The sequence below is a fragment of the Qipengyuania aurantiaca genome, assembly GCF_019711375.1.
GTDB classification, from domain to species: Bacteria; Pseudomonadota; Alphaproteobacteria; order Sphingomonadales; family Sphingomonadaceae; genus Qipengyuania; species Qipengyuania aurantiaca.
In genome coordinates, this window is the sequence record NZ_CP081295.1 from 399,390 (window position 1) to 425,500 (window position 26,111).

14 protein-coding genes are annotated in these 26,111 nt (G+C 63.7%); 5 read left to right on the plus strand and 9 right to left on the minus strand.

All coding sequences use genetic code 11. The features are described from left to right. Positions 1-177: 177 nt before the first annotated feature. From K3148_RS01980 to K3148_RS02000, 5 genes are all read right to left on the minus strand, one after another. Positions 178-3,204, minus strand: coding sequence for a TonB-dependent receptor domain-containing protein (locus K3148_RS01980; protein ID WP_221425673.1), 3,027 nt, complete (start codon positions 3,202-3,204; stop codon positions 178-180). A 248-nt stretch (positions 3,205-3,452) separates the two neighbouring features. Beyond that, the gene (locus tag K3148_RS01985) at positions 3,453-5,420 is read right to left on the minus strand and encodes an alpha/beta hydrolase family protein (protein WP_247711615.1); all 1,968 of its coding nucleotides are present in this window, start codon (positions 5,418-5,420) and stop codon (positions 3,453-3,455) included. 128 nt (positions 5,421-5,548) lie between these two features. Continuing rightward, positions 5,549-9,046: a TonB-dependent receptor gene (locus tag K3148_RS01990; RefSeq protein ID WP_221425675.1), complete on the minus strand. Its 3,498-nt coding sequence runs from the start codon at positions 9,044-9,046 to the stop codon at positions 5,549-5,551. 340 nt (positions 9,047-9,386) lie between these two features. Beyond that, a complete protein-coding gene (gene clpB / locus K3148_RS01995) occupies positions 9,387-11,963 on the minus strand; it encodes an ATP-dependent chaperone ClpB (RefSeq protein ID WP_221425676.1) in 2,577 nt (858 codons plus the stop codon). Positions 11,964-12,104: 141 nt separating this feature from the next. Then, entirely contained in the window at positions 12,105-13,553 is a 1,449-nt protein-coding gene (locus tag K3148_RS02000; protein WP_221425677.1) for an ATP-binding protein, read from the minus strand. Positions 13,554-13,671: 118 nt separating this feature from the next. Between K3148_RS02000 and K3148_RS02005 the strand changes: the two genes are divergently transcribed. From K3148_RS02005 to K3148_RS02025, 5 genes are all read left to right on the plus strand, one after another. Next, positions 13,672-15,921, plus strand: a complete 2,250-nt coding sequence (locus K3148_RS02005; protein WP_221425678.1) for a penicillin acylase family protein — start codon at positions 13,672-13,674, stop codon at positions 15,919-15,921. A gap of 56 nt (positions 15,922-15,977) precedes the next feature. Further along, complete coding sequence (locus K3148_RS02010) at positions 15,978-18,851, plus strand: M16 family metallopeptidase (protein ID WP_345719536.1); 2,874 nt, start codon at positions 15,978-15,980, stop codon at positions 18,849-18,851. 65 nt (positions 18,852-18,916) lie between these two features. Then, entirely contained in the window at positions 18,917-19,222 is a 306-nt protein-coding gene (locus K3148_RS02015) for a hypothetical protein (RefSeq protein ID WP_221425679.1), read from the plus strand. Between the two features lie 204 nt (positions 19,223-19,426). Beyond that, positions 19,427-20,212 carry a hypothetical protein gene (locus K3148_RS02020; RefSeq protein WP_247711616.1) on the plus strand — a complete coding sequence of 262 codons (786 nt, stop codon included), beginning with the start codon at positions 19,427-19,429 and terminating at the stop codon, positions 20,210-20,212. 17 nt (positions 20,213-20,229) lie between these two features. Beyond that, positions 20,230-20,922 carry a hypothetical protein gene (locus K3148_RS02025; protein WP_221425680.1) on the plus strand — a complete coding sequence of 231 codons (693 nt, stop codon included), beginning with the start codon at positions 20,230-20,232 and terminating at the stop codon, positions 20,920-20,922. 58 nt (positions 20,923-20,980) lie between these two features. On the opposite strand, the gene K3148_RS02030 is transcribed toward K3148_RS02025, so the two are convergent. The 4 genes from K3148_RS02030 to K3148_RS02045 form a co-directional block, all read right to left on the minus strand. After that, positions 20,981-23,137 (minus strand): S46 family peptidase, encoded by a 2,157-nt coding sequence (locus K3148_RS02030; RefSeq protein ID WP_221425681.1) that lies wholly within the window; start codon positions 23,135-23,137, stop codon positions 20,981-20,983. A gap of 154 nt (positions 23,138-23,291) precedes the next feature. After that, entirely contained in the window at positions 23,292-23,891 is a 600-nt protein-coding gene (locus K3148_RS02035) for a hypothetical protein (protein ID WP_221425682.1), read from the minus strand. Continuing rightward, positions 23,888-25,153: a M48 family metallopeptidase gene (locus K3148_RS02040; RefSeq protein WP_221425683.1), complete on the minus strand. Its 1,266-nt coding sequence runs from the start codon at positions 25,151-25,153 to the stop codon at positions 23,888-23,890. Before K3148_RS02040 ends, K3148_RS02035 begins: the two co-directional genes overlap by 4 nt. Continuing rightward, positions 25,150-26,019, minus strand: coding sequence for a hypothetical protein (locus K3148_RS02045; RefSeq protein WP_221425684.1), 870 nt, complete (start codon positions 26,017-26,019; stop codon positions 25,150-25,152). The genes K3148_RS02040 and K3148_RS02045 overlap by 4 nt, the downstream gene beginning before the upstream one ends. Positions 26,020-26,111 lie beyond the last annotated feature (92 nt).

Sequence of the window (26,111 nt, forward strand, 5' to 3'; positions counted from 1 at the left end):
AAGCTGGGCGCTTGACCGTCTAGCACCCCCATCTCGTTAAGCCAAAGCGTGAGCGAAGCTTCGCGGCCAGAACGCGTTCGTCTTGCGCATTCTCTCCGCGATGTCCCCCAAAGGAAAAAGGGCGGCGGACCGAAGTCCGCCGCCCCTCTTGTCTGCTGCGACTGCAGCGGTCTGTTCTTAGAACTTGAACAGGACCGATGCGAAGAAGTCGCGGCCAAGCACGTCGTAGGTGCTCGGGTAGGTGTTCGTCTGACCCTGGTTGTCACCGAGGAGCAGCGAGTTCGGACGGTTGCTCACGACGCCGTCAGCGTCGAACGTCGGGGTACCCGGGAGAGTGTCAAAGATGTTGTTGACACCAACCGTGAAGGTAGCCGCGTCGTTGACAGCGAACGAGAACGACAGGTCCAGGAGATCGTAAGCATCGATTTCTTCGACGCCGTTGAAGTCCGAGTAGAGAACCGTGTCGTCATCGTCGGTGACCGAACCGACATGGCGCCAGCGAAGCGACGTGGTGACCGGGCCATCCACGAACGAAGCACGAGCCGTCCACTTGAACTCGGGAACCGGATCGCCGCACTCGATGCCGAACTTGCCGGCGCATTCGATGACGGTGTCGAGTTCCGCGACGGGGCGGAAGCTGTTGTTCTCGTTCCAGGTGCCGAGCACCGAGAAGTTGAAGTCCTGCTCACCCGTGTCGGTGAAGAGCGAGAACGGCAGCGCAGTGCTGTAGGCCATCTGAAGGTCGATACCCGACACTTCGTAGGTAGCCACGTTCACGCCGGCAACCAGCGGCGGGTTCTCGACGTTGATCTGGCCGTCACCGTTACGGATACCGACGAAGGGCTGGCAGACCGAAGCCGACAGATCCTGGACTTCGCCGAAGCACAGGTTGAACAGGCCCTGGAGGCTGCCACCTGCGATCGAGATGAAGTCACGGACTTCGATGTTGAAGTAGTCGGCCGTGAGCGTGAAGCCCGGGAGGAATGCCGGCTGAAGCACGACACCAGCGGTCCAGCTGGTCGAGACTTCTTCCTGCAGGTCCGGGTTACCACCGAAGAGCGCAGGGATCTGCGCGTTCGGCTGAACAGCCGTACCGCCACCGATGCTGCCAACCGGCACGCCGGTCTGCTGGCAGAGTGCGGCTGCACCTGCGTTGGCGGCGATGAAGTCGGCGCTCGCGCAGGGGTCGGTTGCCTGCGGGAAGCCGATCGACTGGCCGCCGAACAGTTCTTCCACGTTAGGCGCACGAACCGCACGCTGATACTGGCCACAAAGCGTCACGTCGGGGATCGGCGAGAACTCGACGCCACCGGCGTAGGTCCAGGTGCCACCGACTGCTTCGAGCGAGTAGTCCGAGTAACGGGCTGCACCGGTCAGCTCGAGGCGAGCCGAGCCGAATTCGACCGGAACATTAACTTCGGCGAAGATCTCGCGAACGTCGTACGAACCTTCGGTCGGCGAACCGGCGTTGAAGCCGATCACGTCGCCCGAGGCGAGTGCGGTGTCGGGCAGGAAGCGCGAAGCGACCTTGCGGTATTCGCCACCCAGGGCGAAACCGACCGGCTCGGCAGTACCGATAGCGAAGTCGCCAAAGGTACCCGAGATGGTGCCGACGAAGTTCTGCAGGCTCGAAATGTCGCCATTCTGTGCCTGGATCGAGATCGCATCAACCTGGTCTTGGGTAAGAGCACCGGGGCCGAAGATGTTGATCGGGGTACCGGTGCCATCAAGGCCAGCCTGGAACGCCGAACGCGAAATGTTACCAGCCTGGACGTTCGCGTTACGCGTACGTGCGAACAGGTAATAAGCGTCGTAGCTCAGGTAGTCGTTGATCGGACCGCGGATGCCGCCGAGAACACGAAAGGCGTTACGCTCGTCGAGCGAGTTACGGCCACCGGTTTCCAAGGTACGACGGTTCACGTCGAGACGGACAACCCCCAGTTCGGCGGTCGGCAGGGCCGAGAGGCCGTTGGCAACGCGCTCGGCGCTGGCAGCAGCTTCACGCTGGTCGAGGATGTTGAGTTCGTCGATGACGCTCTGGTCGAGGAACTGCGACACCGTGTCGATGTCGATGTTGTACGTGCCGGTCACCGGGGTGGCGGCCAGTTCCTGGGCAACGCGGTTCTGCACGAACGAGACTTCGGTGTAAGCGGTGTGACCGCCGCCGATGTCATAGTCCGCATAACCACCGATCAGGTAACGTTCCTGAGGGATTTGCAGGTAGTTAACCGGAGCGTAGTTGTAAGAATAGCCATTGGTCGGGCTGAGGATGCCCTGCTCGAAGAACACACCGTCGTCGAGGGTCAGGCCTGCACCCAGCGGAAGCGTGGGCGCTTCGCCCGGATCGTTGAAGTCACCGTCGCCGTTGAGGTCGACTGCCGGCGCGCTGGGCGTGGTACCCGGAGCGTTGAAGCGGCCTTCCGGCGGGGTGCCCGAACCGAACTGCTGCAGGTCGACACCGAAGCTTTCGCCGCCGATCGCGAAGAACGAGAAGTCACGGTCGCCCTGGAAGATCTCGTCACGGTTGTAGTACTCACCGAAGACGGTGGCGTTACCGCGACCATCGGCGAATTCGCCGCCGACAGCAGCGTGCACTTCGTAACGTGCGCCGTCGCCGCGACCGGTGATCGAGTACTGACCGCCGATTTCGAGGCCGTCGACGTCCTTGAGGCGGAAGTTGACGACGCCAGCAAGTGCGTCCGAACCGTACACAGCCGAAGCACCGCCGGTCACAACGTCGACCGACTCAAGCAGGAACTGCGGGATGGTGTTAAGGTCGACGACCTGGTTGGTATCGTAGAACATCCAGCGACGGCCGTTGACGAGAACGAGCGAACGCTCTTCGCCGAGGCCACGCAGGTTCAGCGTAGCGGTACCGGTGCCGGGGTTGTTCGAGTTCGACGTGAAGCCGGGAACGACCTGCGGCAGGGTGTTGATCACGTTCTCGACGTTGACCGTACCCGACAGCTTGAATTCTTCGTCCTGCACGACTGCGACCGGAGCGGCCGTGTCGACGTTGCGGCGCGCAATGCGCGAACCGGTGACGATGATCGGCGCAGCGGCCGTATCTTCGACCTGCGCACCCGGCTGGGTGCCCGGCTCGTTCGGCACATCATCGACTTGCGCAAGTGCGGGCGAAGCAATCATGGCGCCTGCCATGATCGTGCCCGTCAGAAGCGAAGCCTTCGTAAAACGATAAGACATTGATTTCCCCTCAAATTCAGTAACCGCCTTACGGGGTCACTCAAAATGGTTGAATCCAGGCATTTGCCCGAACCGGGGTGGTGTAGGCTTAGGCTTAACTTTTGAGCAATCCCCAGCGCGCCGCAGCGCCTGCAATTTAGAGCGGTGTTGCAATTCGGTTACAGATGTTTCTTTCCCGGATTACCGGGCTTCGCCAAGAAGAAAGGCCGGGCGATCGCTCGCCCGGCCCTTGCCGTATTGCTTGTGGATTAGAGGCCGCCCGGGCCGCAATCGTTCGCCAGGAAGTCCAGCATTTTGGTGAAGAACTGAACCTGGTGCTCGTACATCAGCGTGTTGTAGAAGTGATCCGCACCCTTCAGCGTCAGGTACTGGATATCCTTCTTGCCCGCCTTGGCCATCGCATCGCGATAGTCCTCGAGATGATAATAGAGCACGCGTGCGTCGACATCGCCATGGATCATGAGGATCGGAATGTTGACCTTGGCAACCTCCTCGATCGGGTTGATGCCGATGGTACCGCGACGCTTTTCCCAATCATCGAATGCGGTCGGGACAAAGGCGCTGCGGCGCTGACGATAGGTCTTGGCCGGATCGGCCACTGCCGCACCGGCGATCGTGCACTGGTAGAGGTTGGGTTCGCGCGATGCGGCCACAAGGGCGGCATAGCCACCATAGGACCAGCCCATGAAGGCGACGCGATCGGGATCAACCAGACCCTGCTCGACCAGGTAGAGTACGCCGTCGTCCTTGTCGTCCTGCATGGCAAGACCGTGCTCGCCATAGCCAAGGTCGAAGTGCTTCTGGCCCCAGCCGGTCGAGATGCGGTTCTGCGGACGCAGGACGGCATAACCGGCGTTGACCAGCAGCTGATCCCATTCATCATAGCCGACGACGCCGTTGACGTGCGGCCCACCATTGTGGCGGACGATGAGCGGATACGGGCCTTCGCCCTTCGGCTTCATGAAATAGGCCGGGATCATGAGCTTGCCGTCGCGCGAAGGATAGCGGATGAACTCGACGTCGGCGAGCTGCTCGGGCTGGATCAGCGGGTTGCGGCTGCCCAGCTTGACCATGCGGCCATCGCGCACGAGCCAGTAGGAGCCCGGATCACGGGGTCCGCTGTTGCGCACGATCATCGATTTGCCATCGCGCGAACGGCTGGTGATGGTGACCTGGTGCGCGTTCGGGATTTGCGCTTCGAGGGCGTCGTAAAGCGCCTTCTCGTTCTCGTCGAACCAGATGGTGCGATATTTGTCCCAAGGGTAGATCGCGCCAACCAGCGTTTCGTCGCCGGGCATGGAGCTGGTGCGGATACCCATGATGTCGGCCTGGTCGGTTCCGGCCAGTTTCTCGCCGAACTGGCCGGTCTTGGTGTTAAACTCCCACAGAGCCGCCTTGTCTTCGCCACGGTTGTCGATGATGTAAGCGATATCGGGATTGGCAGGATCGAAGCCCTGCGGTCCCATGATGCCGCCGATGAACCGATAGAGGTTCTCGTACTTGGAAGCATCGATGGGGTCACCCAGCTTCGTCCAGCTGCTGTCGCCCGGCCCACGGTAATAGTTCTGGACCATGTCACCGTCCTGCCCGGAGGCAAAGCGCGGGTTACCGTCGACGTCGAACTGGACGTTCGTATATTCGCGGTTGCCGCGCAGAACGAGGCTCTGCGTGCCCTTCTCCAGATCGAACTTGTAGAAGGACCGCGGGCGGAACGCGGCATAGGGATCGACACCCGTCACGTCCGAGTTGGTCGTCGCCTCGGCGATCAGGATCTTGGTCGGCTCGTTCGGCAGCGTGCTGATGATGTCGAAATTGCCCGGCAGCGAACGGAATTTGTTCTCCTGCAGGTCATAGGAATACTGGAGGTAGTCGTAGGTGCCCTCTTCGGGACCCGGCACGCGCGAACGGCGCTGCTGCCAGGCACGGCCCGAAATGACGTTGTCGCTTACCCAGCGCGCCGACTGGATTTCCATCGGGTCTGCGTTGAGGCGGCGCAGCGGCTTCGACATGTCATCCGTCGAATAGATTTCGAGGAGGTATTCGCCTTCGCGGCTTTCGGTCTTGTGCACGAGCACATGCTTGCCGTCCGGCGAAATCTGCACGTTGCTGATCACATCGCGAAGCGCCCAGGCTTCGATCGGCACACTCGGCGCACCCGTCTGCGCGGTCGCCGGCACCATGCCGGTGGCGAAACAGACCGAGGCGGCAGCCGCCATCAGGCCTTTCTTCAAGCTCAACATAAAAGGGGACCCTCTCACAAGTTAATCCAGCCCAAAATAAATATGGGCGGCTCCACGCCGAAACATAGAGCCGCCCACGGTTAGTTCAACTCACCTGAACGGCGTTAGAACCGGTACTCGACAGTTGCGAAGAACTCGCGACCGTTGAGGTTGTAACCTGCACCGATCGGAATGTTCGAAATGCAGAGGCCCACTTCGTCGCAGTCAACCTTTGGCGGTTCGGTGTCGAAGATGTTGCTGACGCCGAGGCGGATGAGGAAATCATCGGCCTGGTAGCGCAGCGACACAGCGTGCTCGAACCAGTCATCAACGAAGTCGACATCGCGACAGAAGACGCCGTCACCTGCGACGATCGGATCGGGGCCGCCGTCGGGGCCGTTCGAACCGAAGCCGGTGCAGGTGCTGGAATCCTCACCGCTCGGCGTACCGTCGGGCTGGAAGCCGAACACGTCCGAGAAGTTGTCACGGAAATCGGGATCCGCAGCCTGCTGGCCCACCCAGCGGGTGGTCCAGGCCAGACGCCAGCGGTCGACCTCGGCAGAGAACACGCCACGACCACTCCAGCGCGGAAGGCCGAATTCGCCCTCGTCGTTATCGCGGGTTTCGTTACCGAAGTTGTCGCGGAAGACCTGCAGACGTTCGAGCAGGTGGTTGGCACGAAGGTCCAGACCGAATTCGACCTGGCGACCGCCGATGGCGAACTCTTTCCCGAAGGCTGCGTTGAAGTCCACACCGCGCACGGCGTCCGTGTCGAGGTTGAGGAAGCCGATATCGGCCGAGGTGATCAGGTCGAGATCGTCCGGAGCCGTGCCGACATTCAGCGCGTCACAGAACTGGCTGACCTGACCGTCTTCACGCAGATAGCAGTCGTTGGCTGCGAACTGCGCCGAGATGGCGACGACCGACTGGTCGACCTTCAGATCGTAGTAGCTGCTCGAAAGCGACACGTCCCAACCGTCACCGAAGGTCTCCTCGAAAGCGAAACCGGCCGTGATCGAACGCGAGGTTTCCGGTTCGAGGTCGAGACGACCCTGACGCGAAATCTCCACGCTCGAGAGCTGGTTTGCCGAAGGCTGACCGAAGGCCGGGAAGTCGAGACCGACGGAAGTCGGATCGCGGCCTTCGCGGATGCAGTTGTCGAGAACGAACTGTTCGCGATCGTCCTGCTCGGCAACATAGACACCGCCGATAAAGGCCTCGGTGGGAACGGCGCAGGGATCTACGATGGTGTTGAAACCGGTGGTGTCGACCAGGAAGTTCTCACGCAGGTTCGGTGCACGGAACGACGTGCCGTAGCTAAAGCGCAGCAGCAGCGGCTCGATCGGGCGCCAGCCGCCCTTGATCGAGAACGTGCCGGCCGTGCCGTAGTACTCTTCGTCGGTCACACGACCCGAAAGGTTCAGACTGAGTTCCTGGACCAGCGGCTTGCCGGCCTGAAGCGGAACGTCGAGTTCGACGAAAGCTTCGCGGATCCACTTGCTGCCGATCGCGCCCTTGTCCGAGAAGAAGTTCAGCGCAAGGCCGTTCGACTGCACGAAGTTGGTGGTCGAATCGATGGCATCTTCACGCCATTCAAGGCCGAACACCGCGCCAACCGGACCGGCCGGCAGGGTGAACAGGTCACCGGTGAGGAAGCCCGAAATGACGGTCTGCTCGTAGATGGTCTTCGACGAACGGTTGCCGAACACATAGTTGCGCTCGGCCGCAGTCGCGAAATCGCCGGTTGCGAAACCGAGGACGCTTTCAGCGAACAGATTGACCGGCACACAGCCATCGAGAAGGTCGGGTGCGGCGAGTTCCGGGTTGGCCAGCTGCGACGCATCGCAGGGCGTGATCGGAGCCGGCGTACCGAGGAGGCCCGGGTCACCGAAGTCCACGGTCGGATCGTAGTCGTCCGCAATGCCGTCACCGTCGTTGTCGACGATGCCGTCGCCGTTGAAGTCACGGGTCGGGTCGATGCCGATAGCAAAGGCAAGCTTGTCTTCGCGGATGTCGTTCGAGAAGACGTTACCTTCCGAACGGGTGTAGGAACCCGACACTTCGAAACCCCAGCTCGGAGCGATGAACGGCAGGTCGCCGCGCACACCGAACACACCGCGGTACTGTTCGATGTTGGTCTTGAAGTTGTTGCGGTCGCCATCGATGACGAAGCGCGAGGTAACCGGCTGCGGCACCGGGAACGGCAGGAACGGCGAGCCGGTGTTGAACACACCCGACGCGTTGTAGCAGTCCACGCCATTCGGCTGGTTGGGGTTACACGGGTTGAACTGGTTGTTGTCCGGAACGCTGACGTTCGCCTGATAGACGGCGTTGTCTTCCGAATTCACGTCCACGTTCGTGTAGAGGACCTCGAAGAACGGCGTGATGTTGGCTTCGCCGGCGAGCGTGTACTCACCATAGCTCATCACGTTCCAGCGGTTCTGCTCGGGGATCAGCTCGAGCTGCGGGTAGGCACCGTTGGTGCTGAAGTCTGCATAGCGGACATCCTGCACACCGTCGCCATCGATATCCACCGGCGCGCCGGTGAAGAAGAAGTTCGATTCGGTGTAGTTCGGAACGCCCGAGTTGCTTTCACCAGGGGTGAAGTACAGAACGCGGAAGGCACCGAAGGGCTCGATGATGCTGCTGCGCAGGCCCTGGCCGTTACGCTGACACTCGTTGACCGGAAGGGTGATATCGCCACCCGAATCGACAAGTGCGTTGACCTGGTCGGTCAGTTCGACAGTGCGGATTTCGCCGTTCTGCGTGATTTCGTAGTCGGTCGTACAACCGGCCAGGAAGTCACGGTCACGGGCGCGGATGCGGTCGCGGTGATCGTATTCGGCGCCGATGCCGATGAAACCACGGTCGAGGTTGATGCCGTAGGATGCGCTGACCGTGTAGTCGTCACCGGCACCCATCGGGTTGACGGTTCCGCCAGCAAACAGTTCGAGACCGTCGAAATCCTTCTTGAGGATGACGTTCACAACACCGGCGACGGCGTCCGAACCGTAGACCGACGACGCGCCGTCGAGCAGCAGGTCCGTACGCTCGATGAGCGAACCGGGAAGAAGGTTGATCGAGGGAGCCGTCGGAGCACCACCGACACCCGAAGGCGCAAGGCGGCGGCCGTTCAGCAGGAGCAGCGTACGGTTCGCACCGAGGCTGCGCAGGCTGACCGTCTGGTTACCCGGGCCGTTGTCGAGGACGAAGCCCTGGAAGGTTGCGTCGATCTGAGTGCCGGAAGCGGCCTCGTCGCGCTGGAGGATCTGCGAAGGATCGAACAGACCTTCGTCACGCGCCGCTTCGGTGGTGATGACCTGGAGCGGCGAGATGCTGGTGTAGGTGTCGCGACGGATACGCGAACCGGTCACGACGATGGCTTCGTCGTTGCCCTGGCCGGTTGCACCGACATCGGTGACGTCGACGACGTCTTCAGCGTCGTTGGTGTTGTTGTCTACACCATCGGGACCTTCGGTCTGGATGACGCATTCGCCAGCGACCAGCTCTTCGTTGGCGGCGCAGTCGGTATCTTGGGCCTGCGCCGAACCACCTGCCGCAATGGCGAGGACGGATGCGGAAAGCGCGAGCCCCTTGAACGTATTATGATGAATCTTTCGCATTACACACTCCAGTTGCGAGAACCGGAACTGTGTCCCGTAAACCGGACGACCCCTAAGCGCTCCCCAGTAAGCGCCGCATTTCCGAAAGAATCGTCGAGGTACGGAGACCCCCAGTCCCAATGACAGCAGTTCTGCGAGAGCGTCGGCCCTATGTCAAAGACGGGGCCGAGTGTTTCACTTTCTTTGCAGGGCTTGTGTGGCGCAAATCACACATTTTTTGATATGTTGGAGCGGCCCTCGAATTATGACATCATTTCCGTCTATTCCAAGCAGGGTCCAGCGCAACATAATTACAACACCCGGCGCCGCTGAATCAGGCGCCGGGTGCTGTTTTCGCGAATCAGGAGACGTTCATCTCCAGCGCACCGTCGCCCTCGTCGATCTTGACCGTCGAACCATCGGGCACATTGCCTGACAGGATCAAGTCGGCCAGCGGGTCCTGCACGTAGCGCTGGACCGCGCGCTTGAGCGGACGCGCACCATAGACGGGATCGTAGCCCACCCGGCCGAGCCACTTCTTGGCGGCATCGGTAAGATCGAGCACGATCTTGCGATCCTTGAGCAGCTTCTGCACCCGCGCGACCTGGATATCGACGATCGGGGCCATGTGCTCCTGCGCAAGGCGGTGGAAGAGGATGATCTCGTCCAGCCGGTTGAGGAACTCGGGCCGGAAGTGGCCTCGCACCACGTCCATCACCTGCGGCTCGACCTCCTCGACCTTCTGTCCGTCCTCCATATTCGCCAGATACTGGCTGCCGAGGTTGGAGGTGAGGATGATCAGCGTGTTCGAGAAATCGACCACGCGGCCCTGCCCGTCGGTCAGGCGGCCGTCGTCGAGCACCTGCAGCAGCACGTTGAAGACATCGCTGTGCGCCTTTTCGACCTCGTCGAATAGCACGACCTGATAGGGCCTGCGCCGCACCGCCTCGGTCAGTACGCCGCCTTCTTCATAGCCAACATAGCCCGGAGGCGCGCCGATCAGGCGGGCGACGGCGTGCTTCTCCATGAACTCGCTCATGTCGATGCGCACCATCGCCTGGTCGTCATCGAACAGGAAGCCGGCGAGCGCCTTGGTCAGCTCGGTCTTGCCGACACCGGTCGGGCCGAGGAAGAGGAAGCTGCCCAGCGGACGGCCCGGGTCCTGCAGACCCGCACGCGCACGGCGCACGGCCTTGGACACCGCGTCGATGGCCTGTGACTGGCCGATCACCCGCTTGCCGAGGATGTTTTCCATGTCGAGCAGCTTTTCCCGCTCGCCTTCCATCATCTTGTCGACCGGGATACCCGTCCAGCGCGAGACCACGCCGGCGATATCGTCTTCGGTGACCTCTTCCTTGAGCAGGGCGTTGTCCGTCTGGCCGCTGGCCTCCTGAAGCCGCTTTTCGAGCTCGGGGATCTTGCCGTATTGCAGCTCACCCGCCTTCTGCAGGTCGCCGCCGCGCTGGGCCTGTTCGAGTTCGATACGCGCTGCGTCGAGCTCTTCCTTGACCCGCGCCTCAGCATGGATCTTGTCGCGCTCGTTCTGCCAGCGCGTAGTCAGTTCGGAGGACTGCTGTTCGAGCTCGGACAGCTCCTTGCGCAGCGCCTCCAGCCGATCCTTCGACGCGCTGTCGGTTTCCTTCTGCAAGGCCTGCTCTTCGATGCGCAGCTGGATGATGCGCCGGTCGAGGCCTTCGATTTCCTCAGGCTTGCTCTCCACCTCCATGCGGATGCGCGAGGCCGCCTCGTCCATCAGGTCGATGGCCTTGTCGGGCAGGAAGCGGTTCTGGATGTAACGATTGCTGAGCTGCGCTGCGGCCACGATCGCGCCGTCGGTGATGCGCACGCCATGGTGCAGCTCGTACTTGTCCTTGATGCCGCGCAGGATCGAAATCGTGTCCTCGACGCTGGGCTCATCGATATAGACGGGCTGGAAGCGCCGCTGGAGCGCGGGGTCCTTCTCGACATACTTCTGGTATTCGTCGAGCGTGGTGGCGCCGATGCAGTGCAGTTCGCCGCGCGAGAGAGCGGGCTTCAGCAGGTTGCCCGCATCCATGCTGCCTTCGCTCGCGCCCGCGCCGATCAGCGTGTGCATCTCGTCGATGAAGAGGATAATCTGGCCTTCGGCGCCCTTCACCTCGTCGAGCACGGCCTTCAGGCGCTCCTCGAACTCGCCGCGGTACTTCGCGCCCGCAATCAATGCGCCCATGTCGAGCGACATGAGCGTGCGGCCCTTGAGGCTGTCGGGCACATCGCCATTGGCGATGCGCAGCGCAAGGCCTTCGGCAATCGCGGTCTTGCCGGTACCGGGTTCGCCGATGAGAGCAGGGTTGTTCTTGGTCCGGCGGGCGAGGATCTGCACCGTGCGGCGGATTTCCTCGTCGCGGCCGATGACGGGATCGAGCTTGCCGTCGCGCGCCGCCTTGGTGAGGTCGCGCGCGTATTTCTTCATCGCGTCATAGGCCTCTTCCGCGCCCGCGCTGTCGGCGGTGCGGCCGCCGGTCACTTCCTGGATCGCGGCTTCGAGCGATTTGGCGTCGATGCCCGCCGCCTTCAGCGCGCGACCGGCGTCGTTGTCCTGCATGGCAAGCGCCTGCAGAATACGCTGGACCGGCACGAAGCTATCACCCGCCTTCTCGGCAAGCTGCTCGGCCTGGTCGAGCGCGCGCACGGCATCGTTGTCGAGCCCGGGCGTCTGCTGCGCCCCGCCCCCCGACACCGAAGGCACCTTGCCCAGGGCGGTGTCGATTTCGGTGATGGCGACACCCGGATTACCCCCGGCGCGCTGGATCAGCTGCGCGGCCATGCCCTGCTCGTCGTCGAGCAGCGCTTTCAGCAAATGCGCGGGCGTGATGCGCTGGTGGCTCATGCGAATGGCGACGGTCTGCGCCGCCTGCAGGAAGCCCTTGGCCCGGTCGGTGAACTTTTCGAGATTCATCTATAAACCCCTCATGCGAGAATTACCGCTCGAATATGGTGTTGCCATTGTGCAACACAAGCCCTCCCCCGCGAAATTTTGCGAGGTGTGTTAGTCGCATATAGGGGTGCTCGCGCAAGCTGCGAGAGGCAAGGGGAAATTTTATTGGGCGGCCACGCCCTCAAGGCCGGGGACCATCACCGTGCGTCCGCCGCCGAAATCCTCGCGCACCACGATCAGCCCCTGCCGCTCGAGATGGTCGAGCAGGCGGCGGATGCGGCCCGGCGAGCTGGTGCCATAGGCGCGGGCGAGTTCGTTCTCGTCGACCTGCGTTTCGCCCGCATGGGCCGCCTTGGCGATAACGAGGAAGGGCCCGAGGAGGTCGTCGTCAACCGCGCTGGCAAGAGCCATGATCCGCGCCTGCATCTCCTCGCCCAGCTCGGCCAGCCCGGCGCCTGCAATCGCGAAGCGGCGGCGGAAGGCGTGCATGTCGGGCATGGGCCCGATCAGCCGTTCGCGGCGGCAACGGGTGAGGAAGGTCTGGTACTGCGCGCTCGCCGACTGGAAGGCGATGCCCTCCTCGCGCGAAAGCTCGCCGATGATCTCGGCAATGCGGCTGGCGACGTGCGAGGTGTCGAGCGGCTCGGCGGGCGCTTCGACCTGCCGTTCCTCGGCGTGGGCGATGCTGTCTTCCAACTCGTCCACGCGCGGCGCGGGCGGCGGCGCGGGAGGCGGCGGGGCCTTGGCGACATCGCTGGCCAGGTCGCGGGTGAGCAGGTCGGCCATGTCCTCAGGCGCGGTGTCGGGCAGCGCCATCAGCCCTTCGCTGCGCGCGACCTTGCCGGTCTTCACCGGACCGATCTTCACCGCCAGCGGCAGGCGCGTGATCGCCGGACCCAGAGCGAGGAAATGCCCGCGATCAAGTTCGCGGATACGCTCCGCCTGACGGCGATCCATGCCTAGAAGGTCGGCCGCGCGCACCATGTCGATGTCGAGGAAGGTGCGCCCCATGAGGAAGTTCGAAGCCTCGGCCGCCACGTTCTTGGCGAGCTTCGCCAGCCGCTGCGTAGCGACGATCCCGGCAAGCCCGCGCTTGCGCCCGCGGCACATGAGGTTGGTCATGGCCGACAGCGTCATGCGGCGCGTGTCCTCGGCGATTTCGCCAGCCACTGCCGGGGCGAACATCTGCGCCTCGTCCACCACCACGAGCGCCGGATACCAATGTTCGCGCGGGGCATCGAAGAGCGCGGTCAGGAACTGCGCGGCGCAGCGGATCTGTTGTTCGACTTCCAGCCCGTCGAGATCGAGCACCACGCTGGCGCGATGCTCGCGGATGCGGCGGGCCAGCGCCTCGATCTCCCCCGGCGAATAGGCCGAGCCGTCGATCACGACATGGCCGAACTCGTCCGCCAGCGAAGGGAAGTCGCCTTCCGGATCGATCACCACCTGCTGCACCATGCCGGCGCTCTCTTCGAGCAGGCGGCGCAGCAGGTGCGACTTGCCGCTCCCGGAATTGCCCTGGACGAGCAAACGGGTGGCGAGGAGTTCCTCGACGTCGAACTCGACCGGCTTGCCGGACGTTTCGTGGCCTATGGTGATCTGCGCTGTCACAAGCCTTGGCTAGCGGTCCGAATCCGGAAACCGGAAGGGCGCGCGCCCCTGTTTTGCCCAGTCCATTGCCTCGCTTCGTCGCACTCGCTAGACGAGTTGCAGGAGAGGACTGAAGTTTATGAAGAAGTGGTCGCTGCGCATTGGCGCTGCCGTGCTCGTCATCTTGCTGGCCGCGTTCATCGGTCTTGCGACTTGGGAGCCCCTGTGGGCAGACCGCGAAGATGTGGAGCCGAGCACCAGGGCCTATTCCGCCGAGATCATCCGCGACAGCTACGGTGTCCCGCATATCTACGGCAAGACCGACGCCGATGTCGCCTTCGGCGTCGCCATCGCCCATTCGGAAGACGATTTCACCACCCTGCAGGACGTGATCGCCATGAGCCGCGGCCGCTATGGCGCAATCGCGGGCGAGAGCGGCGCGGCGGTCGACTACGCCTACCACCTGATCGACGCGCGCGGGACCGCGGAACGCGAATATCCCAAATTGCCCGAAGACACGCGCGCGCTGTTCGAAGCTTATGCCGCCGGCCTCAACCAGTTCGCGCGCGAAAACCCCGGCGAGGTCAAGCTCGGCAATCTCTTCCCGGTCGACGGCACCGATGTCGCGGCCGGGTTCGCGCTGCGCCAGCCGTTCTTCTTCGGTCTCGGGAATGTGATCCAGCCACTGGTTGCGGGCGAGGATCTGCGCCGCGAATTCGGCCCCGACATTCCCGGTTTCGCCCGTCCGCCCGCAGGCGATGTCGGCGCACGGCCCGGTGAAGCCACCGCTGATGAAGAGGAGGAACTAGCCTACTCTCCCTTCGGCACCGAAGGCGCGCTTTCGGGAAGCAACGCCTTTGCCGTGGCACCCGAGAAGTCGGGTGGGCCGACCACACTCATTTCCAACAGCCACCAGCCCTTGCGCGGCGGCGTCGCCTGGTACGAACTGGTCGTCGAAAGCGAGGAAGGCTGGCATTTCGCGGGCGCCAACTTCCCCGGCTCGCCCTTCCCCTTCCTGGGGCACAACCGGCACCTGGGCTGGACCAACACCGTCAACCGCCCCGATATGGTCGATGTCTACAAACTGAGGGTCCGTTACCCGAACAAGTCCGCCGACCGCCCGACGCATTATCAATTCGGAGACGAGTGGCTCGAACTGGAGCACGAGACCGTCACCCTGCCCGTGCGCGTGGGCCCCATCGTCCTGCCGATCGAGCGCGACATCTATCGCAGCGTCCACGGCCCGGTCATCCTCAACGACGAGGGCGCTTTCGCCATTCGCTATGGCGGGATGGGCAACATCGGCCAGCTGGATGCTTATTACCGCCTCAACAAAGCGAAGGATTTCGCCGAGTGGGAGAGCGTGCTCGCCCGCCTCGACATTCCGAGCACCAATTTCATCTATGCCGACGAGACCGGCAACATCGCCTATATCTACAACGCTGCCGTGCCGGATCGCCCAGCCGAGGTCGATGGCGAGCGGGTGAACTGGCGCGGTGTGCTCGATGGCACCAACCCCGCGCTGCTGACCCGTGGCACGGTCGATTACAAGGACCTCCCCCGTTACTTCAATCCGGCGAGTGGTTGGCTCTACAATTCGAACAACGAGCCCTACACCGCCGCCGGGGCGGGAAGCGACCTGTCGCCCGATGCCTTCGCGCCGGAACTGGGGGTGGAGCTGAAGCAGACCAACCGCTCGCGCCGCGCATGGGAATTGATGAGCGCCGCCGACCGGCTCGACCGCGCGACGCTGGAGCGCATCAAATACGACACCGCCTATTCCCGCAGCGGCTATATCGCCAAACTGTGGGATGCCCTTGCCGCGCTCGACCTGTCGGATGCCGAAGACCTTGGCGAAGCGCGCGACATGCTGCTCGCCTGGGATTTCGAGGCGGACAACGAAGGTCCCGCCGACGCTCTGGCGCTGCTGATGATCCGCGATTTCATGTCGGCGGAATATCAGAACAAGCCCGAGGCACCCGACGTGCGCGAGATGCTGGGCGAGTCCGTTGCGCATCTCGAACAGCACTTCGGCCGGATCGACCCGCCCATGTCGGAGCTACTCCGCCTGCGCCTCGGCGATGTCGACCTGCCGCTCGACGGCGGCTCCGACACGCTGCGCGCTTCGACCACCTGGCGCGTCGACGACGACGGGCGCCTAGCTCTGGTGCATGGCGACAGCTTTATCCAGTGGGTCGAATGGCACGAGGGCCGGCAGGTCTTCTCGCGCTCGATCCAGCCTTTCGGCGCGGCGAATGGCCGCGCGGACAGCCCACACTACACCGACCAGATGCAGCTGTTCGTCGATCACCGGCTGAAACCGGTGCATTTCTGGCGTGAGGATGTGGTCGCCAATGCCGTCAGCCGAAAGACGGTGACGCACCGCTGATCACTGTCTAGCGTGCGATGCGAGAGAAATTCCGAGTCGAAAACCGGGGAGACATTATGCGTTTCAAGACTTTGCTGGCGGTATCGACCGCGCCCTTCATCCTTGCCGCCTGCACGGCGGCCCCGGGCTACGATATGGCGGATGCGAGCGATGCCGATGTCGCCGCGACTGCGGACACCGCCGAAGTCGCGGAACTGACCGCGCTGATCGACGAAGTCTCGATTCCCTACGAGAAATTCACGCTCGACAACGGGCTCGATGTCATCGTCCACACCGACCGGAAGGCCCCGCTGGTCGGCGTCGCCGTGTGGTACAATGTCGGTTCGAAGGACGAGCCCGCCGGAAAGTCGGGCTTTGCCCATCTGTTCGAGCACCTGATGTTCAACGGTTCGGAAAACGCGCCCGGAGAATATTTCCAGTACCTGCAGGAAATCGGCGCGACCGACACCAACGGCACCACCAATTTCGACCGCACGAACTACTTCCAGACCGTCCCCACCGGCGGGCTCGAACGGGCCCTGTGGCTCGAGAGCGACCGGATGGGCTATCTGCTCGGCGCGGTCACGCAGGCCAAGCTCGATAACCAGCGCGGCGTGGTCCAGAACGAAAAGCGCCAGGGCGACAACCAGCCCGGCGGCCTGATCTTCTACGAGCTCGTCGAAACGCTCTTCCCCGCCCCGCACCCTTACGACCATACGCCGATCGGATCGATGGCCGATCTCGACAGCGCGAGCATGGAAGACGTGCGCAACTGGTTCCGTGACAAATACGGCCCCAACAACGCCACGCTCGTCCTGGCCGGCGATGTCTCGGCCGCCGAAGGCCGCCGCCTGGCGGAGAAATATTTCGGCGCGATCGAACGCGGACCGGTGAACAATCCGGCCGAAGCGTCGATCCCTGAGCTGGCCGAGAATGTGCGCACCGTCATGCGCGATCAGGTCGCCACCACCAGCATCACCAAATACTGGACCGTCCCCGGCATTACCGACCGCGAACTGACCGCGCTGACTGTTGGCGCGCAGATCCTCGGGGGCCTGTCCTCCAGCCGCCTCGACAATGCGTTGGTGCGTAACGAGCAGCTGGCCGTTGGCGTTTCGGGCGGCAATTACGCTTTCCAGCGCGTCGGCATTCTGACCGTGGGCGCCTTTGCCAAGCCCGGCGTCGAGACCGAGACCGTCGAGGCGCGCCTTGGGCAGCTGATCGACCAGTTCATCGCCGAAGGCCCGACCGAAGACGAAGTGCGCCGCGCGGCGACCAGCACGGTCGCCCAGACCATCCGCGGTCTCGAACAGGTCGGCGGCTTCGGCGGCAAGGCCGTTACGCTGGCTTCCGGCGAAGTGCTCGCCGGCGATCCCGACTTCTACGCCACCCAGCTCGAAACGCTCGCCACGCTGACGCCGGCGGAAGTCCAGGCGGCAATGCAGCGCTGGATGACGCGTCCGGCCATGACGCTGATCCTCGAGCCGGGCGAGCGTGACAGCAGCTACGAAGAAGCCGCTTCGGTCGAGGGCGACGCGGCCGATGCCGGCGAGGCATCGGACGAGGTCACCGTGACCGAGGTGCGCCCCGCCCCGCCGCTCGGCGCAGGTTCCAGCCTCGACTTCCCCGATGTGGAGCACGCCACACTCGCGAACGGGATGAAGGTCCATTACGCGATGCGCGACGCGGTCCCTGCGACCTATGTCACGCTGAGCTTCAACGCCGGTAGCGCGGCCGATCCGCTCGACAAGCGCGGTCTCGAAACGCTGGCGATGACGCTGTTCGACGAAGGCACGACCACGCGCACCTCGCAGCAGCTCGCCGAAGAGCGCGAGCGGCTAGGCGCGAACATCTCGCTCGGCGGCGGTTTCGACCGGTCGAGTTTCACATTGTCCGCCCTGTCGGCCAATCTCGTGCCCTCGCTCGAGCTTCTTTCCGACATCGTGCGCAACCCTGCTTTTGCCCCGTCGGAGCTCGAACGGGTCCGCACCCAGCAGATCACCAGCATCGAGCAGGAGATGAAAACGCCCGCCGCGATTGCGCAGCGTATGCTAGCGCCGCTCGTCTATGGCGAGCGAAATCCCTATGGCGGCGCGGCGAACGGGGACGGCGCCTCGGTCGGCAGCATCACCCGTGCCGACGTCACTGCCTTCAAGGACCGGTGGATCCGCCCCGACAATGGCGAGATTTTCGTCGTTTCGGACCGTCCGCTGGCCGAGATCGTGGGCGCTCTCAATGTCGTCTTCGGCGACTGGGATGCGCCTGCCGTTGCCAAGGGCGTGAAGGACTTCAGCGCCACGCCGCAAGCCCCCGACCAGCCGCGGATCGTGCTCTACAACCGGCCCAATTCGCCGCAGAGCTATATCCTCGGCGGCCAAATCACGCCGGTCGACGCGCGCGACGAAACCTATGTCGACTTCCTCAACGCGAACAACGCGCTGGGCGGCAATTTCCTCGCCCGGATCAACATGAACCTGCGTGAGGACAAGGGATGGAGCTATGGCTCCTATGGCTACAACCAGACCCGCGAAAACGCCGTGGCCTATCTGGTCCAGGCGCCCGTGCAGGCCGACCGCACCGGGGATTCGCTGGCCGAACTGATCCGCGAAACGGGCGACTTCCTTACCACCCGCGGCGTCACCGACGATGAATTGCGCCGTATTGTGGCGGCTGAAATCGGCGAGCTTCCGGGCCAGTTCGAAACCTCGCCCGATATCCTCACCGCGATGCAGAACAACGCGCTCTACGGCCGTCCGGACAATTACTACGAATTGCTGGCCGATCGCTACCGCACGCAGACCCGCACCAGCCTCGACGCCGCGGCCCGCGCTGCGATCGATCCGGACCGTTTCGTCTGGGTGATCGTTGGTGATGGCGAGAAGGTCGAACCGCAGCTCGAGCAGCTCGGCCTCGATGTCGAGGTGATCGACCTGGTCCAGACCGAGAACTGAGGCTTATTGACATTCATGTCAGCAAGCTCGAAGACGCAACGCAGTTTCAATCAAGGAGAATTCGCATGTCCGTAGCCGGTACTTATGACACCGTCGTCAAGAGCCCGATGGGTGACCAGAAGGGCACTTTCACCGTCGTTCCGGGTGACGATGGGAACACCTTCACCGGTTCGATGCAGGGCGGCATGGGCGGCATGGACGTCAAGGATGGCAAGATCGATGGCGACACGCTGACTTGGGCGATGGACATGACCGTCCCGATGCCGATGACGCTCAACTGCAAGGCCACCGTCGATGGCGACCAGCTGACCGGCACCGTCAACGCCGGCGCGTTCGGCGACATGGCGCTGACCGGCGAACGCCAGGGCTAAGCGCCCCCGCGAGCGACCACAATCCGAAGGGACCGTCGGAGCGATCCGGCGGTCCCTTTTTCGTGGGCGTCGGGATCGCAGAGCGAGCCGTCAGCCCCTGCCTTGCAATGCGGGCCGATCAATGATTGTCTTGCCGCGTTCACGGGTCGAGTCTCGCCCGGCACCTCGAAAAGAGGGCCCGGCTGTCTGATGAGGAGAGAGCCTGTGCCTAAAGCAATCACGAAAGCCGTCGCCGCCTGCGCTGTTACCGCCTTGGCCGCCACCCCGGTAATGGCCGAAAAGGCGAGCGAGCTGACCTATATCAACGGCTCGCTTGGCCGCGACGCAGAGACCCAGCTGCGCGACCGTGGCTTCGCCCATGTCTCTACGCACAAGAACGACATGGGCTACGTCTACAGCTACTGGTGGGACGCAAGCGACGACGATTGCGTGAATGTCGAGGTCTACGACGGCCGCGTCATGACCATCAACGACGCGAGCGACCAGGATTGCGGCCACCATCAGGGCAACGCCGGGGCAGCCGTCGCCGCCGTGGCCGGAGCCGCCATTCTCGGCGCGCTGCTCAGCCACAAGTCGCACCATCACGAAGACAACCAGCATCACAGCGACCGCGACGCCGAGCTCGCCTATGATCGCGGCTACAAGGACGGCCTCTACCACCATCCGTTCCACAATCCCGACCGCGAACAGGCCTATGTCGATGGCTATCACGCGGGCGTGAACGAGCGCACCGCCAACGCCGAGCATCACTATGGCCGCGGCGGGCATGCGCAAGTCGCCCGCTTCAAGGATCTGCAGGACGCGCGCGCGGCGGGCGGGATGAGCGAGCTGGAACGCCGGGGCTTTCGCCAGGTCGACAATTTCACCAGCGGCAATACCCGCTATTCGATCCAGTGGCAGCCGGAATCGCGCCAATGCGTGCAGGTCACCATCGCCGACGGTCGTTTCTACGACCTGCGCGATATCGGCCGCCACCCCAAGTGCCGCTGAGCGCAGGAGAGCGAACTATGAAGCCGATCCTGATCGCGGCGGGCGCTTCGGCGCTCGCCCTCGCCGCCTGCTCGGAAACGCCGGCCAATGACGATCCGGCAAGCCCTGCCGCTCCCGTCGACGTTATGGTCGCCATCCCCGAAAGCCTCGCGCCCTTCGGGGACGGCTATCCGAGCACCGGCGACCCTTGTCGCAAGCTGGGCGAAAGCGCGGCGACCTCGAACTATCTCGACGACAGCGCCATCCTCGTCGGCTGCCCGAGCGAAGCTTCGGCCACGGCATTAGGCGGGACTGTGGTCGACACCATTGACGGTGTGCGGCTCGTCAGCGTGCCCATGAGCGATGCCAACGCCGGCATGGGCGAGAACGGTCCGATGCCGTCGAGTGATGCAACGGTCGCCGGGACCGACTACAATGCCACCACGATCTTGAGCTGCGGCTTTGGCGGCTCGGCTCCCAACCAGTCCTGCAACGCTGGCGTGAAGCGCAATTGGGGCGAAGACGGCACAAACCTCGTCGAGATCACCAAGCCCGATGGAAGCAAGCGCGCGATCTTCTTCAACGGCACCACCCCCTATGGCGCCGACAGCGCCGAGGCCGACGGATCGGCTGGCTGGGATTTCAAACACACGCGCGATGGGGACCGGGTCACGATAACCTTCGGGCCGGAAACCTATGTCATCGTCGACGCGCTGATCGAAGGCGGCTGATACGAAAAGGGCCGCTGGTCTGCACCGGCGGCCCTTCCTGTTTGATGACGGGCGTGGCTTACTCGACCACGTCCATTTCCTCGATAAGGCCCTGCGCGCCGTCGACCTTGTCCATCACCCACAGCATGTAGCGGGTGTCGACATGGATCGTGCGCGTGGTGCGCGGGTCGAAGTCCCAGTCCGAATTGACGCTCTCGAACGTGCCGTCGAACAGCAGGCCGACCAGTTCGGCGCGCGCGTTCAAGGTGGCCGAACCGCTGTTGCCGCCCGTGCTGTCGAGATCGGAGAGGAAGTTCACCGGCACCGAGCCGACGTCTTCGGAATAATACTTGCCGTAATCCTTCTCGCGGATTTCCTTCAGCTGGCGTTCTGGAGCGTTGAACGGATCCTCGCCCGTGTCCTTCTCGGTGATGCCTTCCAGCGTCGTGAACGGCAGATAGGCCATGCCATCCTTCGGCGATCCGCCGAGCACCGTGCCATAGGTCACGCGCAGGGTGGAGTTGGCGTCGGGATAGGTCAGCACGCCCTTGCTCGCCTGCCACTGGGTGATCGCTTCCATATAGGCCGGACGAAGGGCAAGCGCGCGGCCCGAGCGTTCATCCGAAGCGTCTTCGAGCCCGCGCTCGTATTCATAGAGCGCGACGGCCAGCTTCATGAAGGGATCGTCCATCGCTTCGAGTTGCGCCGGCGTCGCTTCCATCAGCGAGAGACGGGTTTCCGCATCGTCCAGCGTGGTCCCTGCGTAATAGGCGTCGAGCTTGGCTTCGAGGGCGGCATCGCTCATCCCGTCGGTCAGGCCCAGCGCGTTGTCGAAGACGGCAACCCGGTTGTCCTGGTCGAGATAGCTGTCGAGGAACAGCAGCCACTGCGCCTTGTCGACGCCCGCGTCATAGCGGCGGTCTAATGCCTGCAGGCCCTGACGGAAGAAGGTCATGTCGCGTTCCTGGAAGCCGGGGGCGCGCAGCGAGTCTACCTTCTGCCGTTCGTGCGAGAGACGGTAAAGACGCTGTGCGGCCGACAGCAGGGCCGGACGGGTCGCGAAATTGTACCAGAAGCCCTTGCGTGCCTCGGCTGCGCTTTCCTCGGTCAGCGCCTGGAGGCCGGTGATCGCCTCGCCATAGGCGGCGCGGCTGCGGTCGGCGGCGATCCAGGCGGCAAGGTCGGCCTCGCGCTGGGCACGGCGGTCGACGAGGCCCACGCGGCGTGCGCCTTCGAGCTGGCCGCGGGTGTTCTTCTCGAAATTGTTGAGACCGGCGAGCAGCGATTCATACTTCACGCGCGCGTCAGACCCTTCGGGCGCCGCTTCCTCGATCGTGTCGATCCAGTCGTTGATGAGCTTGACGTAGGTCGGATAGGTCCAGCTGAAGGTATTTTCCACCTCGGCCAGCGTCGCATAACGCGAGGTCGAACCGGGATAGCCGGCGGCCATCACGAAATCGCCTTCCTTCAGGCCCGATGCGCTCACCTTGAGGTGGTGCTCGGGGGCATAGGGGACGTTTTCTTCCGCATAGTCGGCGGCCGAACCGTCGGGCGCGACATAGGCGCGGTAGAAGGCAAAATCGCCGGTGTGGCGCGGCCACATCCAGTTATCGATATCGCCGCCATACTTGCCGATCGAATCCGCCGGAGCGTAAACGAGGCGCACGTCGCGCACCTCGAGGCGTTCGATCAGCGTGTATTCCTTGCCGCCGTAGAAGCTGGCGACCTGGCAGCGATAGCCAGCCTTGGCTTCGCATTCGGCAGTGATGTCTTTCATCCGCTGCTCGACCGCGTCGTAGCGTTCGGTCGGCTCCATCGCCTCGGTGCCGGCGCGCATGCGCTGGGTCACGTCGGTGAGAGCGGTGGTGACATAGATGCGCGAACCGGGCGCGGCGGGCAGTTCCTCGCCCAGCGCCTTCGCGAGGAAGCCGTTTTCGAGATAGTTGTTCTCGGCGGTCGAATTGTACTGCACCGAACCGCGCGCGCAGTGGTGGTTGGTGACCACGAGGCCCTGCGGCGAGACGAAGCTTGCCGAACAGCCGCCCAGCGAAACGATGGCACCCATCGGGAAGCCGGTGAGATCGCTCAGCGCTTCGGGATCGATCTCGAGCCCGGTGGCGCGCAGGTCGTCTGCAATTTCGGGAAGCTGCTGCGGCGTGAACATGCCTTCCTTGGCGGCGAGCGGCGCGGAGGCGGCGCAGGCCAGCAAGGCGGCGAGAGTTGCGGATTTACGCATAGGTAATGTGACCCCTTCCGATTTGCGCGCATAGGTTTGCGCGCTTGGTGAGAGCGCTAGGCAGAATTGCAGCGCCGATCAAGCGAACGGCACGTCGTTTGTCGATTGGGCAAGGTGCCCGCCTATTCGAAGCGGGCCCTATTCGAAGCGGGCCCTATTCGAAGCGGGCACTATCCATCATGGCGCGCACGCCGGTGATGTAGCGGTCGAAATAATGCAGGCGCGGCGCCTCGAAGCTGATCAGGTAGAGCTTCTCGTCGATGATCGCGGCGCGCGCTTCGCCCAGTCGTGCGACATTGTCACCGCCGGTGTAGCTGTAGCGGAAATGGACGCCGGGATGGCCGCCCAGCGTGGCCGGCGTCACTTCGACGATTTCGAACAGCGATCCGCCGAGCACGATATTGGCAGTGTCTTCATACCATTCGACGAGGTCGGTAGGCAGCATGTCCTTGTCGAATTCGGGCAGCGGATTGCGCTTGCGCTGATTGCGCTTGAACAGCGTCTCGCCGTCCTTGATCTTGGCGAAGAAGCTGAGTTCGGAGAGTGCGATGCCGTCCTGAGTCCATACTTCGCTGCGGCTCGTGGGGCGCTCGGTTGCGCGATTCCAGTCCTCCGGCGCAGTGACGCGCAGGTCGCTGCGTGCGACCTTGCGGGTGTCGCCTGCCTCGACCAGCCGCCAGGCGGCAGCGGCAGGGACAGGAGCGAGCGCGGCGGCGAGCGTCAGCGGTGCGGCCAGTTTCACAAGGGTCTTCACGAGGCAACCTCCCCTGCCATGGAGGCCAGCAACGCCGCATCGGGCGCGTCGGGCCTGAGTTCGAGATAGCTGCGCAGGGCGGTTTGCCCCTCGACCTTGTGGCCGTCGCGCAGCAGCGACAGGCCGAGGCCGCGCCAGCTTTCCGCCGGGTATTCGCCGGTCGCGATGGCCTGGCGATAGAAGTCGGCGGCCTGCGCGAAATCGCCTTCCTCGGCGCGCGCCCGATAGAGTTCGCCGCGCGCGTAAAGAAGGTCGCCGGTCCAGCCGAGAGGATCGTCGCCCGCCAGCGTGGCGAGAAGATATTCCGTCCCGCCGAAATCCTTCAGCGCAATCTGGTCGTCGATCAGCGCGGACCACCAGGGCCCGATCGCCGCCCGGTATTCCTGCGCGCCGGTGTAGCGGTTTTCCGCGTCTTCACCGGCGGCCTCGCGGGCGAGCTGGGCAAGGCGGCCCATGCGGTCGGTCGAGCGCGGGTGGGTGGCGAAGAGGCCGCCGTTGCGGTTTTTGTCGCTGCGGTGGCCGCGTTCCTCGGCGGTCGCGTCCATCTCCGCGCCCAATTGCGACCAGATAGCGGAGGCGGCGCGCGGATCGTATCCGGCGCGCATCAGCTCGTCGATCGAACCGGCGTCGGCTTCGCGCTCCATGTCGCGGTTAAAATCATAGACGCTGCCCAGCACCGCCATCTGCGCGGCCATGCCGGCGGGATAGGGCAGCCGCACGGGCAGGACCGAAAGCCAGCTCAGGATATCGGTCTTGGTCCGGATCTGGCGGAAAATGCGCAGCGAATGCTGCTTCTCGAAATGGGTAAACTCATGGCCCAGCACGGCGGCCAGCTGCGCTTCGTCGCGCATGCGCAGGAGGAGGCCGGAATAGACCAGCATCACGCCATTGGGCGCCATGCTCGCGTTGAATTGTGGCGTGCGGATCAGGTAAAGGCGCGTTGCGGCGCAGCGCTGGTCGCCCACCGTCTTGCACAGCACCGAGCGGACGTAGTCATTGAGCGCCGGGTCCTCGATCAGGAAGCGCGATTCCTTGAGGCGCTTTTCCGCCTCGTCCATCTCGTACCACAGGCCCTTTTCGAGCTCGTCCTTCGGCTCATAGCCATGCGCGCTCGGCAGCGGGGCTTCTTCGCCAGAGTTCTCAATTGCGTCGGCCTCGACCTCGACAGCGACCTCGGCCTGCTCCTCGGCTTCCACATCTTGCGCGGCGAGCGGCTGCACGGCGAGCGCCGCCAGTGCTACGCTAGAGAAAAGGCGCTTCATGGCGTGTCCTCCGCTCCAGGCTCGTGTTCCTCGGTTGCGCCCTCGGTATCCGCCTCGTCCTCCGGAGGAAGGACGGTCCCGTCCTCGGCGGTGGGCGGCGGCAGGACGATCACTTCGCCGGTAGGTTCAGCCCCCGGTTCACCGGCGGCCTTGCGGGGAAATTCTTCCATCAGCTGCGCGACGCGCTTCTCCGCGCCTTCGACCGTGCGCGGGTCGCCGCCCATGGAGGTGTCGACGTTGAGCCATACCAGGTCGCCGGTCTCGAGGTCCACCAGACCTGCATAGCCGATATGCGTCCCCGAAGGCACGAAGCCGCCCCCCAGTACCAGCGCGAGCCCCTGCAGCACCTTGCGCCCGGTCGAGCCGTAGCTGTCGTAGGTGAGGAAGAAGAGGCCGTAATCGCCGCCCAGTTCCTTGAGCCGCGCGGCCTCCTCGCCCAGCGTCCAGTCGAACTGGTCCTTCTTGGTCGGCAGGCGATTGCCATAGGTCATCTTGTGCGCAAGCACCGCACCCGCAACCGTGCCGAAGAGCGCGGTATATTCCTCGACGAGATCGGCCATCTCGCCCTCCTGCTCGGGGACCATAACGAGGTTCGTGCCCTGCGCGCCGTGCACTTCGGCCAGCGCGGTGATGAGATTGGCCTTGGCCGTCTCGGTCCATTCCGCATTGGGTTCGTGCATGCCGCCGGTCGTCTGGCTGCCGACGCGCACGCTGGGCCGGAAGACGAGGATATTGGTCTCGCCCGCGCGGATCTCGTAGCCGTCCTTGACCTCGGTCCGTTCAAGCCCGCCGAATTGCGCCGAGGCCGGCTGGGCGCTTGCAAGCGTCAGCGACAAAACGGCGAAAATGCCGATGAAAATACGCATGAGGAGCGACCCTCCGTGAATGGGGAGCAAAAAACGTCGCATAATCAGGATGAACCGTCGCTGACGCGCGACGGTTCCCTGACCGGGCCAGG